Source organism: Microvirga soli, assembly GCF_016734765.1.
GTDB classification, from domain to species: domain Bacteria; phylum Pseudomonadota; class Alphaproteobacteria; order Rhizobiales; family Beijerinckiaceae; genus Microvirga; species Microvirga soli.
On the sequence record NZ_JAERQE010000010.1, the window covers coordinates 1 to 15,800 of the forward strand.

At 57.1% G+C, this 15,800-nt stretch carries 9 protein-coding genes and 2 pseudogenes; 4 read left to right on the top strand and 7 right to left on the bottom strand.

Annotated features, from left to right (window positions below; translation table 11 throughout):
- Positions 1 to 77 precede the first annotated feature (77 nt).
- Positions 78 to 419, bottom strand: a complete 342-nt coding sequence (locus tag JKL45_RS10950) for a helix-turn-helix domain-containing protein (RefSeq protein WP_190848484.1) — start codon at positions 417 to 419, stop codon at positions 78 to 80.
- A 26-nt stretch (positions 420 to 445) separates the two neighbouring features.
- Between JKL45_RS10950 and JKL45_RS10955 the strand changes: the two genes are divergently transcribed.
- Positions 446 to 751, top strand: a complete 306-nt coding sequence (locus JKL45_RS10955; protein WP_376771023.1) for a transposase — start codon at positions 446 to 448, stop codon at positions 749 to 751.
- A gap of 173 nt (positions 752 to 924) precedes the next feature.
- On the opposite strand, the gene grrM is transcribed toward JKL45_RS10955, so the two are convergent.
- Entirely contained in the window at positions 925 to 2,133 is a 1,209-nt protein-coding gene (grrM, locus tag JKL45_RS10960) for a cyclophane-forming radical SAM/SPASM peptide maturase GrrM/OscB (RefSeq protein WP_312896946.1), read from the bottom strand.
- Positions 2,134 to 2,153: 20 nt separating this feature from the next.
- Complete coding sequence (locus tag JKL45_RS10965) at positions 2,154 to 2,402, bottom strand: hypothetical protein (RefSeq protein WP_190848482.1); 249 nt, start codon at positions 2,400 to 2,402, stop codon at positions 2,154 to 2,156.
- Between the two features lie 457 nt (positions 2,403 to 2,859).
- Here JKL45_RS10965 and JKL45_RS10970 point away from each other — a divergent pair.
- A pseudogene (locus tag JKL45_RS10970) lies at positions 2,860 to 3,622 on the top strand (IS5 family transposase).
- 153 nt (positions 3,623 to 3,775) lie between these two features.
- Positions 3,776 to 3,898, top strand: a pseudogene (locus JKL45_RS10975) (IS6 family transposase); the annotation flags it as partial.
- 97 nt (positions 3,899 to 3,995) lie between these two features.
- Here JKL45_RS10975 and JKL45_RS10980 read toward each other — a convergent pair.
- The 4 genes from JKL45_RS10980 to JKL45_RS10995 all read right to left on the bottom strand — a co-directional run bounded on the left by JKL45_RS10980 (position 3,996) and on the right by JKL45_RS10995 (position 13,011).
- Positions 3,996 to 5,816 carry a di-heme-cytochrome C peroxidase gene (locus JKL45_RS10980; protein ID WP_190848481.1) on the bottom strand — a complete coding sequence of 607 codons (1,821 nt, stop codon included), beginning with the start codon at positions 5,814 to 5,816 and terminating at the stop codon, positions 3,996 to 3,998.
- Between the two features lie 640 nt (positions 5,817 to 6,456).
- Complete coding sequence (locus tag JKL45_RS10985) at positions 6,457 to 9,195, bottom strand: endonuclease (RefSeq protein WP_201861180.1); 2,739 nt, start codon at positions 9,193 to 9,195, stop codon at positions 6,457 to 6,459.
- 127 nt (positions 9,196 to 9,322) lie between these two features.
- A complete protein-coding gene (locus tag JKL45_RS10990; protein ID WP_246498476.1) occupies positions 9,323 to 11,056 on the bottom strand; it encodes a peroxidase family protein in 1,734 nt (577 codons plus the stop codon).
- 764 nt (positions 11,057 to 11,820) lie between these two features.
- Positions 11,821 to 13,011, bottom strand: a complete 1,191-nt coding sequence (locus JKL45_RS10995; protein WP_190848478.1) for a S8 family peptidase — start codon at positions 13,009 to 13,011, stop codon at positions 11,821 to 11,823.
- A 924-nt stretch (positions 13,012 to 13,935) separates the two neighbouring features.
- Here JKL45_RS10995 and JKL45_RS11000 point away from each other — a divergent pair.
- Positions 13,936 to 15,744, top strand: coding sequence for an adenylate/guanylate cyclase domain-containing protein (locus JKL45_RS11000; RefSeq protein WP_190848477.1), 1,809 nt, complete (start codon positions 13,936 to 13,938; stop codon positions 15,742 to 15,744).
- Positions 15,745 to 15,800: the final 56 nt, after the last annotated feature.

Below are 15,800 nucleotides of genomic sequence, written 5' to 3' on the forward strand. Positions count from 1 at the left end.
CTGACGCTGGGCGTGCCAGACCCGGCGCTCATCCCGCACGTCGGCGCGTGCGCACTCCGCCGCCATCAGGTGTTTTTCTAGGTGAAGCCACGCCGGCACAGGAAGCGCGAGAGCATCGCGGGAGCAGCCACAATCCCGTGTTCGTCCAGCAGCCGAGCGGCCAGTTCGGGCATGGTGATGGCCGGCTCGGCTTCGCCGATCTGGATCAGGAAGGTCTCACAAGCCACCAGCTTGCTGCCTCCCGGCGGGCGCCCCTGACGGGCTGGCGTGAGTGAGCCGGACTGCCGCTTCCGCTGCATCAGCTTGATGGCGCAGCTGTCGCTGACCCCAAAGTGGCGGGCCGCCGCCCGGCAGGAATGGCCCGCCTCGACAAAGGCCTCAACCCGCACGCGCAGATCCAAGGAGAAGCTCTGGGTCATGATCCGCCTCCTGTTCTCAGAAGGGAATCACGTTTCAGCCCAGACCGAAACCTCTTGAATCTGCCTTTCAGTCCGATGCTCTAGCGGCCTACAAGAGCGGGAAGGCCATGCAGTGTCTGAAACAAAAGGGAGCCTGGTTTCTGTTCCTGCCCGCTTACTCGCCCGATCTGAACCCGATTAAGCAAGCCTTCGCCAAGATCAAATCATACCTGCGCAAAGCCGAAGCTCGAACCGTTGACGCGCTCTGGCGAGCGCTCGGCGACATCTGCAATTTGTTTGAGCCCCACGAATGCTGGAACTTCTTCAAGGCCCCCGGATATGCGTCCGTGTAATCGTCCAATGCTTTAAGATGGACAGATCATCATGACCAAACGTGCTCTGCATCAAAGAGCACAAAATCAAGTATGCTCAACGTACCGGGAGAGGAAATCTCGACGTGATGTGGATTATGCCATGAAGTTTTGATCGAGTACGGAAAAACACTTATTGTTACTTAAAATCGATGTCACCCCTCACTCTCGTTGAGCATCATTGCAGCGTCGGATCCGGAAGTTGACCGTGGTGCTCGAATGCGCGTCTGAAGTCCTGCAACCACTTCATCAAGGAGTATCTGACGGGTCAACCGGCAGTGCATCGTTTCGCTGACATCAAACCGCCCGGTTTCGAATAGCTTGTTCGCGGGCGCACCACCGCCGCACCAGCGGAAATAAGGACAAGCGCTCTTGCACTTCTCAACTCCTCGTTGTATTTCCTGGCTAACGGTTGTAAAGAGTGGCTCATCCTCTAAGGCTTGAATATCGTGCGTCACGACATCGCCGAATGTGAAGTTGGCGAATCGCGGATGATAGGCCCCCAATAATTCCGGCGAGAACGTAGAAACAGAACCCTTATAGTCGATACTGACAATGCTGAAAGGAACGTTCTGCTGATCTCTCACGGGCGATTCTGATAAGATAAGTCCAACGACGTCTTCGAATTCACGAACTCTCACGAGGCCAGGCGAAGCCCAGACCAACTCAAAGAACTTTCGAACAAATTCTCTAAATTGGGCCTCCACTTGTTTTCCTTCGAGCGATGAAACCTGATTTGCTCCTTCGATCTCCTCAACATTAAAGCCGACATCTCTAATTCCATTTTGAACATAGAAATTGAAGAGGCGTTCGGGTTCATGTAGTGAGTGTTCGGTGAGCACTGTGATCACGTGAAACGGATGACTGTGCTCCTGCAGGAGGTGCACCGCGGCCATGACTTTCTCATGAGTGCCGCGCCCGTGACGCGCACGCCTATTTGCATCGTGCAGATCGGCGGGCCCGTCGATGCTGATCCCGACCTTCGCTCCTATCTCAAAGAAAAATCGAATCCATTTGGAGTTAATCAGCAATCCGTTAGTCTGGAAAAAGTGCTGCAACTCAACTTCCCCGTTCGACCGCTTGGCCATGAGATCGACGGCTTCTAAATACCAATCGATTGGAACGGTGAGGGGTTCTCCGCCATGCCAAGCAACGTCAAGGCTGGATCCAATAAGAGAACTCTCGAATATGCGCCGACACGCGAGATCCAGAGTCTGAAGGCTCATCCTTGCTTTAGACGTGCGGTTGGAGAGGTAGCAGTAGGAGCAATCAATATTGCAGAACGGCGTCGGCTGCAGGACAAGCAACTTTAATCGCCGTGCAAACACCTCATGGGTAGTGCCCGAAGACATTACAGCGGGCATATCCCTAGACCTGTGAGTTTTTAGTAGTTCCGCCACTGCGCCAGTTGCACACTTGGCGATGAATTCTGATCGAAAATAGGATCTAATTTGCGTATTTGCATGGCCAGAGCTTCGATATGCGGCGAAAGATCATGGCCGTTGGATTTATATTCTGTAGAGGGCGCAATTTGGCCTGGATCGACAGCTGCCGCGCAAGCTACTGCCGCCACAAGAGACATCATAACAGTTCCACGTCCGAGAGTTGGGGTAAGGTTAAATTTATCGGACATAGCCACACCTCGTAGCAAAGGTAAACTGCCCCTAACACTAAGATTTTACCAGATTTCTGAAGAATTTCAACTAACGCTTTATTGCACGAGTGAGCCGTTTGGCACCTGAGAACGACTTGGCTGAGGGGCTTGGGCTTAGGCGAGTTGAGGGCTGATGATTATGGCGTGTGTGGGCAGCTGCCAGGCGGTCGGCCTTGATGCGATCGTCAAGGTGCCGCGGGCGTATTGGCTCGGCATCGCCCCCGACCTCCTCACGTCGATGATGTGCGGGTTATCGCCAATGATCTTAAAATGCGGTTTGTCGGACCCTTCTGCGCGCGACCCAAAACCGCTCATCGCCGGCTATGCCCATTTTACAGCACCTAGAACGCCACTAGAATAAGAGCGCCTAACAAAACCGGGGTGAGTACATTGGTTTGGCATGGCCAAACCCCTTGTTCCCAATGCTCTGTGAGCGGTGATTGAGCCGCTCCTTCTCCTGAACCGGCCAAGCCCAGAGGTGGTCGGCCGCGAGTCGATGACCGGGCGGCGCTGGCTGGCATCCTCTTTGTCCTGTGCTCGGGCATTCCCTGGGAGATAGTGCCCGCCGAGATCGGCTGCTCGGGCATGACGTGCTGGCGCCGGTTGCGCGATTGGCGGGCGGCCGGTGTGTGGACGCGCCTGCGTCGCATCCTGCTGGAGCGTCTGGCAGACGCCGACCAACTCGACTGGAGCCGGGCCTCGCTCAACGCTTCGTCCATTGAGGCCCAAAAGGGGGCGCTGCCACCGGCCCGAACCCGACGGATCGCGGCAAACCGGGCACGAAGCGCCATGTTGTGGTCGACTGGACGGGCACACCGCTCGGTTTCAGCCTGAGTGAGGCTAACCGGCACGACCGCCTGATGCTCGCACCCACTCTCGATGCTGTGCAGCCGGTGCGGCATGGCCGGGGACGTCCCAGGTGCAGGCCTCATAAACTGCACGCCGACAAGGCCTATGATCATCGGCGCTGCCGGACCGAATGCCGACGGCGCTCCATTGTGCCCAGGATTGCCCGCCGCGGTGTGAACGACAGTGAGCGCCTGGAACGGCATCGCTGGGTGGTAGAGCGCACACTGGCTTGGCTCAATCGCTTCCGCCGTCTCTCCATTCGCTATGAACGACGCGAGGACATCCATCTCGCCTTCACCACACTCGGATGCGCGCTTATCTGCTTCACCCAATGCGAACGGCTTTGTTAGACGCTCTAAGTGCAGGACTTCGGCTCCTGCTCCTGAACCCTTCTGTGCATGGCACCGGTGCATGCGCCAAAGTGATGATCCTGCCACTTATCTGGGGCTCGCCGGCGTCGAGGAACGACACAACTACCTATTGGCCTACTGGTACTTATTTGGCGCATTCGCCCGATGCTCGGGTTCAAGTCGATGGCGTTCGCTCGGACGATCTTGGGCGGCATCGCGATGGTTCATATGATGCGGAAAGGACAGGCGAAGTATGCCCACAATCCGCAGCCTTAACTTGCAGAGCAGTTCGATCTGCTTGCAGCCTGTGACGGAGCGTCGGCCGGTTTCGCGTCCCTGCTCCAGATTTGCGACCCAACCAGCCACACTAGAGTTAAAGGGTCTTCAGGTACTCCAGAAGCGCCTTCTTCTCTTCAGACGATAACTGCGTCCCAAACTCGTGTCCGCAGCGGCTGTTGCCCGAGTTGCGGTCACTGCAATCAGTCGTGGTCAAGGTGTAGTTGAACTGCGTCTGCTCTACTGCAAGGCCGACATTGACCGTGTCGTAATTGGATCCTATTTTAAATGCCTTCACGCGCTCAGATACTGGTTTAAGCAGTTCGGCGAGCGTCGGAACCGAGCCGTTGTGCAGATACGGCGCAGCAGCCCAGATTCCTTGCATGACCCGAGACTCGTAAGCGCCTCTCGGAGGTGCTGCTGCGGCAGCCGTTGGAGCTGGAATGCCCGGTGTCTGGGTGCCTTCCGTCTTAAGCTTTTCCAGCAGCGGGGTTGGGGCATTGAAGGCCCCCTGAAGATCTCTCAAAGATGGTGGCAGTCGCGTTGGGCCCGCTGGACGTGCCAGCCCTGTTGCAGGGGTTTCCTGCCCTCCTTGGGCTTGTGCAACCTGAGCTGCGCCAGTCAGCACATCGCCGCCGTTGCTCAGCACATGCTGCGTGATCGAGCCGATCACGGAGGTCCCGAGAATGTTGAAGGCAAGATCGGTTTCCTGCAATGGCTTGGTGATGAATGGAATAAAGGCACCCTGCAGCGCACCGGTCTTGGCGGTCCATGCTAGAACGTCGTATTCCCGGGTGTCGGTTCCGACATCCTGGACTGGTGTCGCCCAGGTCTGCACGCCCGGGAACCGAACGTTCCCGGGCCTGATCCCGTGGCAGTCGTTGCAACCGCCTTGTGCCGTTGGCCGATCAAAGATCACTTTCCCCTGAGCTGCGAGGTTGGTGTCCACCAACCACGGCCATTTCGGTGGGCCGAGCTGCTTGAGCAGATCCTCTATCCTACCCAGGCTGTCAAAATTCGCCGAGTTGTTATTGAGGAAGTTGACGAAGAACCCCTCTTTCCTCGGCTCGAATACGCCGAATACGCCGATCACCTGCCCTAGGTTGCGAGCGAGGGCGAGAACGTCGTTGCCATTATCGGCGAAGCCTGGCCACTGGATCTTGTCCTGCTTCGGCGCGTTCCAAAGGAATGGATAGCGCGTGGGAGCATCCGCACGCCTGATGTTCTCGGGGATAAGGAGACTCGGCGGCGGCCCAAGGTCGAGTCCCGTGAGGCGGTTGAAGATCATACCGACTGCGTCGAGCCGCGCAGGCCCCCAAGGAGCATCTTTCGGCAAGGCCCGCGTCATCAGCGTATGGTAACGCAGGTACCAGGCGTCCACTCGCTGACGTAGCGCTGCAATATCGTCAGGATCCGGCGTGGCGGAACCGAGTACCGCGACGGCGAACGGTTGGAATGCTACGTCGCTGGCGAGGATCTGCCCGACTGCGGAGTCGAGATCGGTCAGAAAGCTCTGGAAATCAACAATGGCTGGTCCACCATCGATCCGGTACGTCTTGCCTTCTGCTGTGATCTGCCGCGTATGGCAGGCCGAGCAGGTCATACCAGCAATTCGGGCTCCCCCTGGTCCGGACGCGGTGAAGCCGACAGGCAGGCCATTGCTGTTCGCTGGATTTGGCAGATAACCGTATCTTACGAGACTATCGGCTAAGAATGGCTGGCCGTTAGGTTGCTTTAACGCCTGCAGCCAAGCCAGTGGGATCATCCTGGCGCCTTGATCGCGGCTGTAAAAGTCAGCGCGTGTCGTTTGCGTCCAGTCTGGCCCTTGATCAACGAAAATTGTCGGAGTGTCCGCGGCCCAAGATTGCGCTGCCGATACTGTCGCCGTCAGGAGGCCGGACAACAATTGCTGACGCATTAGGTTCTCTCCACTTCCAGAGAAGTACGCGACGATTAAGCGGTATGTTGCGACAATCCTGCTCGCATACTATCGATGTACATCAGGGGCAGACCGCCCCCTTCGTCAGATGCAATTGAAGCAGCGGCAGGTCCGGTTCATAAGACGCTTCCTGCTCGGTGGCTTGTCAATAATCCTGTAAACTTGCGCGCAACTCGATACTTGTTCCGCGACAGGTCACGCTTGGTGCCAAGGCGTGATTTACTTCAGTATGCCACCAACCGACCAACAAAGAAACATACCACTATTGGAGATTATAGAAGTAGCTACGGGGCGACGAGAACAAGGTCGTCGTACTACACTTCGGCGGCAGCTTCTACGATGCACCTTGTGACCTAAGGGAGAGGCGCTTGCATCGCGGATCCGACAACCCTCAGGATGGCTCTTGGTGATGGTGCCGTAGATACCAGCCTGATATCGGCTCGGGCGATCTTGGAAGACATCAAGATAGTTCCCATGATACGGAAGGGACAGGCAAAATACGCCCGTGGCTCGCAGTTGTCCCTCGCTGAGCAGTTCAGTATCCTGACTGCGTGAGGCCTGTGGGTAGAAGGGTCCTCTCTCTGTCGTTATTCAAAATTCGCGACAGAGCCGGGCGGCTTCAGCCTCGGGCGTCGGCCATAGCCTCGATCTCCTGAAGAGAAGGATTCTCAGTATAGATCGTCCGGGCATCCTCCAGCAGGCTGAGGGCGTCGGCGTCGGTAGGCGCGCGCCGCTCGAAGGTCAGGACAGAGCCGGTTGCCTCCTGCCCTACCGTCCAGCGCGGGCCAAAGCGGTACACGGCGTAAAACATTACCTTGGCCTTGAGAAGCGGCACGCCGCTGCAACGCATGGCGTCATGGAACATGCGGTGGGTCAGCTCCCAAGAGCTGCTACGCAGATCACAGAAGCGGTCGTGGATTATGGAGGCGTTGCGATAGCGTCCCTCGAAGGGACCGCCGATCAGGCTCCAGAAGGCCCGAGGAATGGAAGCGCCGTCAACCACCACCCCAGCCTCTACCGGCCAGCGCTCACCGATCTCGGAGATGTAGGTTAGAGGTTTGAGGAGCTTCACGGTCCGACCCTCGTCCAGCAGCGCCACTTCCGGCGGCAGTCCCTCATAGGCCCCGAAGTCTGCGACAGCCTCAGTCAGGGCCGCTGCGGACGGAGTTCGGGCGTCCAGGGCGGCTAGGGCGCGCAAGACCTGGTCCAACTGCTCGGGCTCGTCACCGCTTGGCCGTACTTCCGCGATTTCCCGGCCGCGCCGGCCTAATCCGGCGGCGAAGTCGATGCGCTCTGCCCATGATGGCTGATCGACCAACGGGTTTCGATTGCCCTGTTTCTCAAAAATTGCGGCATTCCGGTGCCGCTCGTATTCGTCCACAGGGTGGCGTCGGTGCCAGTCCAGTAGGGTAGTGAGGTCGCTTTTGCTGTACTCCTTGGCGCTGTCGTCTATCTCACCGGGGTAACGGAGCAGGAAGTAAAGGGTCGCTCGCGCCACGGCTCCCTTTCCAGCGAAAGGTTCGAAGCCCTGCGCTTCCGACTTGCCGCACTCGTTGCGGATTGCCTCCTGGAACTCAGGAAAGTCAAAGTATGGCGTATTGCTTCGGAAACTATTGCAGCGCGACTCACAGGCGAAAAGGTGGTGCAGGTCTCCGCGCATCGGCTCCCGTTTGGCGAACCAAGATTGCGGCACGACGTGCTCACAGTTATACGGTAGGCTGGCCTCAAGTAGGTCCAGTGCGCTCTCCAGCACAGTGGCGCCCTCCCGCTTCAGCGTCTCGCGCAGCCGCTCCCGCTCCATGTCCAGGTGGAAGTCCGCCTCGATCAGCTCGCGGGGATCGAAACCCTTGTTTGAGTAGATACTCCGAATACTGGGCGGGGAGCCGGGCCGGAGGTCCACCCAGGGATAGACGTGGAGGGCTGGCTTGTAGCGCAACTCGGTCTTGTGAGTCCGCCGCAGGAGGGCGTGCATGGCCTTGAACAGCACCGCCGGTTCGGCGTTGCCGTCCAGGTCACGATAGTAAAGGTTCCGGGCGCGGTCGTCCGCTTGGGCATCGTAGTAGGGCCGATTTGGAGCGTCCTTCAGCTCAGCAAGTGCGCGGACCAGTTCGGGTGAGCCCGCGCCGGCCGCGGGAGGGGCCTCTGCCGGAGAGCCTCCCCTATCCGTAGCCGACTCCTCCGGCGCTCCCAGCTCTATCGTGATATGAAGGGGTATGGTGAAGCTGGTGCCAGCCGGCCGGGCGGCGGCTCCGGCCTGGGCTGGGGCGGCGATGCTCACGAGCTTGCTCCGTCCGTTGGATTGGGCAGCGGCGTGCGCCGCCATCTCGGCAGCTTCCAGTGGGCTGGGCGGCTCACGGTTCAGGAGGTCATCGCGCAACCGGGCAGCGTCACGGTCGAGTGAGCGGGCCTCAATGTGGCGGACCATACGGCTGACCCGCACGCCCTCGTTCGCAATCCAATCAATTTCGTCGCTGTCTCGACCATCCCAAGGGCGGCCGTCCTTGGCTATGTACTGTCCGTTCTCCATTCTTGGGACACCGGAGTGGTGCAGCGCCACCACCTCCCACTGGTCATTGTAGACGGGAGACCCCGACGACCCCTGCTCGGTGTCGGTGATGTAGTGAAGGTGGCTCTCCAGGATGTCGACGAGCTCGTTGGCGCGTGAGACGAACTGTTTATGCTGGCCCTTTGGATGCTGGATGATGTTTACGTGCTCGCCGATCAGGATCTTGCCTTCCTCAGCAATCAACCGTGACCAACCATAGTGGGCTAGGGGCGCGGGCGTATCCTGTCGCGAGCCCTCGGCGACCGCAACGAGCGTGAAATCGAGCTCCACGTCGGTCATGAAGAAGGTCTGCGGCTCCAGCGCGAATGGCACGAGCGGCAGTGGGCGGCCAGCGCGATCGTTCTGATAGTCGAACTCAACCTCGCTGAACTGCGCTGATCCAGGCGCGGGCAGGACATGATTGTTGGTCAGCAACAGACGCGGTGACACCATGAAGCCGGTGCCGAAACCGACACCGCGGCTGGGGGCGGAGCGAATGCTGACCCTACCTACGAAGCGCGACACTGCCAGAGCCAATTCCAGGAAAGCGATTCCCTGAAAGTCGCTACGACCGATGGTGCGCTCCAGTCCAATGGCGCGCAGCACCTGAGCTTCTGGAAGCGGTGGTCCGGCCTTGAGGACACGGGATGGCGCCGTTGCGGCAGCGGTAAGCCGCTTGAGCCGGGCTTCAATGCGTTGGGGCGTCTCCACGGCGGCCACGGACTTGCCCTCACGCCCCGCCCGCTGCGCCTCACGCGCGCGCCAGCGTTGTGCCGCCTCGGCAGCGACGCGAAGATCCCCATCAAAGATCATCGGTCTCTCCTTGACTTCAGACATCATCTCACAGTCGGAAAAGAGCTCGCCACCAAGCAACTTGAAGAGTTGAGTCGCGGCCGAAGCGACTTAAGGCTCACGCTGCGGTCCGCGATCCATTCAGACCCTATGGCATCACTCTTGCGAAACTCATCCACTTGGCGAGAGAGTCAATTTCACTGTTGTCAGGCATTCTGAGAGGGCTTTGGCTCGGTGCAAACCCTCGCGAGAGGGCGGAGTCTGGGTCAGCGAGCAGCACGCCAATGAAAGTCGATGCGACGAGCCAACTTCCGAGTTCACCCAGCCGGTTTCCGCCACCGGCCTCTGCCTCGGCCAAGAGGTAGAACCACAGTGGAGTGCGCTGGTGCATCTTCGACTGCGTGTTTCTCAGGAACTCCCGCAATGACGGCTTTGCGTTGATAATCGTCGAGACGTCAGTGATCGGACCCGTTTCAACGGCGCCGTGCTGCTGGAGATATTGATGGACGGCTTGCCCTGTTGCGAGCCGCAGATTGTAGCCTCGTCGGAGATTGCGACGGGCGAGGTGCTTGAACAGTGCCTTCAACTGCACGTCCGCCTCGTCATTGCCCTCTTTTATCATCTTTCCGAGAGAGGGCGCGAGATCCGTATCGATCTTGCGTGCAACCCGTGCAGGCTGCCCGTCAGATGAATCATGCGGCGCAACCCCGATGAATCGGGTCCAGTCAATCACCCAGTTTTTGGGCAGTTTTTTATCACCAGCTATGTTCCCGCCGCCGCCGGTGAACCCAAACAGAAGGTTGAGTGTGGCATTCGGCAAGATTCCGCTACCAGGACGGCCGAAATTCTTGTTGTAGTCATAGAATGCACGAACCATCGAGTGCCCGAACCGGTAAGCCGCCACAGAAAACTCGAGCGGCAGCGCGTTGCCGAGCCGGGTGTTTTGACGTCGTGCATCGAATTCCGCTCTAAACCTGAAAAAGTGCGATGCGCGATCCTGAACCACTCTGTCCACTACCGTAGGGTCACAAACGCCCTTTAGATACCCCTCTATAATGAGCCACTGATAATGCAGTCGCGTCAACATTTGAGCTGAGGCGAAATCCGGCAGCCATCCTGTCTTGTGGCTGGCGAGGAAATCAACAGCCTTGTTATGAAAACGGAGGAAGCTGAGATGAAACTGCGCGACCACGAGGTTCTCGTCGTTGCGAGTGTCGCCAATTAATGCCCTTTGGCCGAGTTCAGATGAAAATCTCTCAAACTCCTCTTGGCTCATTGATGCTTGGGCAAGTCTGAGGGCGGCATCGCGTACGGAGGCCTGGATCTGGACATAGCGCGGCAGATCGCGATGCTCATCGAGACTGTCAGGAAGTGGCCCAGGATCGACGGCAGTTCCAACCCGCATTTTATTCACATGCGTTGGATGCCGCATGCCTGAAATGACGGTAACCACGTCGGCGGTAACGCCTGGACCGATAGGTGAGCCGCCATAAACGCTGTCGAGATCGAATCGTGGGGTCCGCGCATTTCGGAACTGGCTTTCGACTGTTGAGGATGACACCGGAGGATGCGCATTGACCACACTTGTGATGATGCTCTCCCGGTCTGTTCGAGCAGTTAGCTCGTGGTCGAGGAACTGGCCCCAATAAGTTAGTACAGGAGGCATAGTGGAGTCTGCAGCCGATGTCTCATCGGTGGCATCTTCAGGCTCGACTGCGTCAATCATGAGGTTGCCGAGCTCATCGAGTTCACCGAGGGTTTCAGCAGTCTCTGGCAGATAATGCTCGGGGGCGTCTAGCGGCGGGACCAAATATCCGAAGTCCGCCTGCTCATCGACGGCAATATCGGTCCCAGCCGGCGGAGCCGCAACACGGATGCGCATGTTGCTTGAAACCCGCGGAGTGGCTCCAACTCTACCTTCTTGGGGCTCGAATTTTTCTCTTCCACTGTGCGTCTGAAACAAGACAGTCATGGTGAGCTTCTCCAAAATGGACGATTTAGAGCGATTTGTACTACTGCTTCCCGAAAAAACCTTACCTTCGTGCGTGTGAGTTTATGTTAGGACCACCTGAAACAAGTCTTTTGCGCGATGTGACATTCCTTCGACACGGGGAGAGTTTCACAAACACGTCTTCCTGTTCAGGGTCCAGGAGGCTACCGCGTCAAAAATGCCCAAAATCCGGAACCGCACAATGCAGAGCCTGCTCGCGTTTCCTGGCTGCTATGTGATCACTGGTACGCTGTTCCTAGCCAAGAAGAGCGGCTAAAGGAGATGAGTTGATTGACGTGTCTTTGGACCGACGCTGACGATCGGCTTGGGCACACCACCTGAGTTTCATGAACTACTGTGCACAAAGCAACACGATACGGCTAACTGATAACAAACCTATCACGCTAAAGCTTGTCCTGCAATCCTCTTTAAGGATATGCAAAGTACTGAACACATCTGGGCTTCCAAATACTCGTCTACCAGTCAGACGTTTAAGTGCGGTGGAGTACAACTATGCACGGTAGTTCTACTCGTGTGAACTGCTACTCCTGCCTTTCGCCAAGAACCAGTGGAAGCTATCTTCGCGGCTCACTCTATGGGCAGTTGCTGGGAACTATCATTCCCAGCAACTGTGCAACCCGATTTTGGGTAGGCAACTACGGCGCAGTGACAATCCCCATACCTCGGTCGGTAGGATCTACATTAGCAGCGAAGACGTTACTCCGTGCCGTTGCAAGCAGCTTGGACGAGATACCGAGTGCATTGGCCGGGGTATCAGACTGTCTCATGAAGTCCCACCACAAGGCGGCGACACCCGCGACGTGAGGGGTTGCCATGCTCGTGCCGTTCATGGAGATCAGACCGCCTCCTTTGCGTGCCGATATGATGTCGACGCCAGGGGCGCTGATCTGCGGAAACGTATTTGAGAAGGAAGCCACGTCCAGTGCGTTGCCCGCCCTTCCCAATGCTCCAACCGAAATGATGCCTTCAGCAGCTGCAGGGATCGATACGGCGACTTCGTACGGCTTCTGGGCCGTGCGCTCGCTTTCGTTCCCCGACGCCGCTACGACCACTGTACCCTGACCGAACGCCGCCCTCGCCCGGATCATCTGCATCAGAGCATCGAACATGCGAAGATTGGCACGATACCCTTCAAGGGCAATCGATGTAGCAGCCGGTACTGGTAGGCCGTTTGAAACCATCTGATCAACGAATCCTGGAAAGTCGAAGCCAAGCGACATCGATACGACATCAGCCTGATTTTCTATAGCCCATGTGATGCCTTGAAACAGCATGTCGGAGTCCCCGCCGCCGTTCGTTCCGAGAACCTTACCGATAAGCGCCTTCTTAACTCCTCGAGCAACACCAATGCGGGTCCCGTTTACGTCGCGCCCGAAAACGGTGCCTGCGCAGTGGGTCCCATGTCCGTGACCGTCGCCGTCACCCTCGCCGGTGAAATCCTTCTGGACGAGAGTGATACCCTGGAAAGCCGAATGGTTGGGATCAATACCTGTATCGAGCACGGACACCACCACACCGTCGCCATTGAACGCAGAAACGTCTGCGCGGACGGCGCTGATTCCCCATGCATCACCTGCAGTAGCATTGACATCGTCAGCACTGGTGGGTTCGATCAGTTTGATGGGCATGACTGGAGCGATCCCTTTAACCTCGGGATCGCGGGCTGTGTCCAAGACTTCTATCTTGTTCAAGGTCCGGACTTCAACTTGGGGGATTGCCTGTGCGGCGATGAGCGCCTCAAGACCGGTTGGGCTAGGCCCGACAGCGAATGGCTCCCTAGTCCTGGATTGGTTGAGACCACGCAAAACAGTATATTGCTTAGCCATGGGTGTCTCCTCCGATGAGCGCCTAGTCGCAGCGCAGAAACACTATGAAAGAAATAGACGACTGCCCTCTGTGCCAAACGGCACACCTACAGGGCTGAGGCATTACTCAATTTTAGTGGCCCCAATGGTGTACTGAGCCGCAGCCGAACTGTTTCTTGGATATTACGAGCCTAGCAACGTGAGTACTTTGAGCATCTCTAACTAGAAAGTCGCAGTGATGTCTACCTTCCTCTCGGGCTAACGCCAATCACAATCCTCCATAAAAGCTAACTTATCAGTGATGGCCGGACCGACGTCGATCTTCAGGCGTGATTGTTCAATTTCCAATTGGTTTGAATGGTATTCGGCGCAATTCATGCCGATTTAAACCTCATCTCTTCTCGTCGTCGCCACAACGACATCAATGGATAATCTATTGGACTTCGCCCATCCCGTAGCCATATTCGGCTGTGAGGAACATATTGTAAACGGGTGTACTCATCATCTAGGAACATTTCTTCGCTGGTTGGTCTCTCCACAACGATAAGCCAGCTATAGAGCATCAACTGCGAGCGCTGAGAAGCAGTGCGGAACCGTGTCCGGTCGTCCCCGCTCCAGCCCTGATCCAAGAAAGCCGGCTTGGAGGATGGCTTTGCCGGATCCGCCTGAGCGTAAGCCCCAACGGGGCAGGTCAGTGCCGCCAGTATAGATGCGACTCTCAACAAAACAATATTGCGCATACTCCCTCCCGAAAGGTATGGGCCAGGAGAAACGTTTATCTAAGTGCCAAGGATAATCCTGATACACTGAGCTTGAGAATGCTTGATTGCTGCTGTATTGTCACCGATGAGCCAACGTCTTACAACTGAGTAGCCCCTAATAGTAAGGGAGCATTACTGACCTTCTGCATCGACTGCATAAACGAGCCAGTTTGATGGTAGAGTTATGGTAGAAGGCCAAGCAACGTCTTCAGTGGTCAGCTCTGCAGCAGGACCACGTCGCCTCGCAGCGATTCTCGTCGCTGATGTTGTCGGCTCGACGGCCATGATGGAGCGGGATGAGGTGGGCACACTCGCTGCCATGCAGAGAATCATGACGGAAGTTGCAGAACCCACTGTGAGGAAACACCACGGGCGGTTTATCAAGACCACGGGTGATGGCGCGATCATTGAATTCGTGAGCCCTGTTGAGGCTGTCATCTGCGCTTTCGAAGCTCAACGCCAATTGGAGGAGCGCGCCAACTCAGAGGCCGATGACAGACGAATCCTGCTTCGAATTGGGATCAATCTGGGAGACATCATTTGCGGACCTGATGGGGATCTGTATGGCGACGGCGTCAACGTGGCGGTCCGTCTGCAGGAGATCGCCGCACCGGGAAGCATATGTATATCGTCCAAAGTTTTTGATGAGTTACACGGCAGACTAAGCCTCCGGTTTGAGGATCGCGGTGAGCATACCTTGAAGAACATCGCTCGCCCCATACAAGTCTACATTTCAAGAGGGGCACATCCCCCCGCGCATACTGCGCCTCATGGAAGCCGCCCTTTTCCACTCCTGAAATTACCCAACAAACCCTCAATCGCCGTTCTGCCATTCCGAAACCTGAGCGATGATCGTGAAGCCGATTATCTAGCGGACGGCATTGTCGAGGACATCCTGACAGCGCTTGGCCGAATGAAATGGCTTTTCGTGAGTGCTCGTGACTCCACTTTTATCTACAAGGGAACTCCGGTCAGTCCAAGGCGCATAGGCGCCGATCTCGGCGTGCGCTATCTTCTTGATGGCAGCGTGAGGCGCTCGGGCAACCGTCTGCGCATCACGGGGCGCCTACTTGAAGCGGAAACCGAGACTCAAATCTGGGCTGGCCGGTATGACGGCGATGTGCAGGAGGTTTTCGAACTCCAAGACACCATCACAGACAATGTTGCCGCTGCAATTGAGCCCCATCTTCGTCGCGCCGAAATAGAAAGGGTCAAACGCACGCATCCTGAGAAACTTAGCTCCTATGATCAGTTCCTCCGGGCACTCGGAAAGTTTTATGAGGGCACTCGGGACAGCGTCGAGGAATCGCTGCACCTACTCGAGCCAATCACGATCAACGATCGCGGCTATGCGCAACCGAACGCTTTGAAGGCTTGGTGCTACGTCTACTACATTGCACAGGGCTGGAGCCAAGATATCACCAAGCACAGTCAGGAAGGGGTTGCAGCCGCCCGGCTCGCAGTTGAGCGGGAGCGGGACGATCCGACTGTTCTTTGGATGTCGGCGCAGGCGATCGGATACCTTGCCCATAATCTGGATATGGCCCTATTCCTTCTTGACCGCGCACTCATCCTGAACCCAAGCTGCGCCCCCGCCTATACCATGAGTGGATGGGTCCGCTGCTGGGCAGGCCTTCAGCAAGAGGCGATACCTCATTTCCACGCTGCGATGCGGTTGAGCCCCTTCGACCGGACTATGGTCGCGATGCTCTCCGGCTTGGCCGTTGCGCTGTGTATGGACGGACAATACGACGAGAGCATCAGGTGGGCTCAGCGAGCCATCAGCGAACAGGATACCTGGACTGCAAGCTACCGGCCTTTGATTGCAAGCCTTGCTCATCTTGATCGCATTGATGAAGCTACTCGAGCAGTAGAGCAGTTGTTAGCTTATGAACCGGACTACCATGTAGGAAAAGTCCGGAAATTATACCGGTCGTCACCAGGAGCCATCCGGTACTTGGAAGGTCTGATAAAGGCTGGTCTTCCGGATTGAAGCCGTTTTGTGCAAATTGGCTCAAGCTCGACGGTAAAGCTCATCAAGATCTGTCA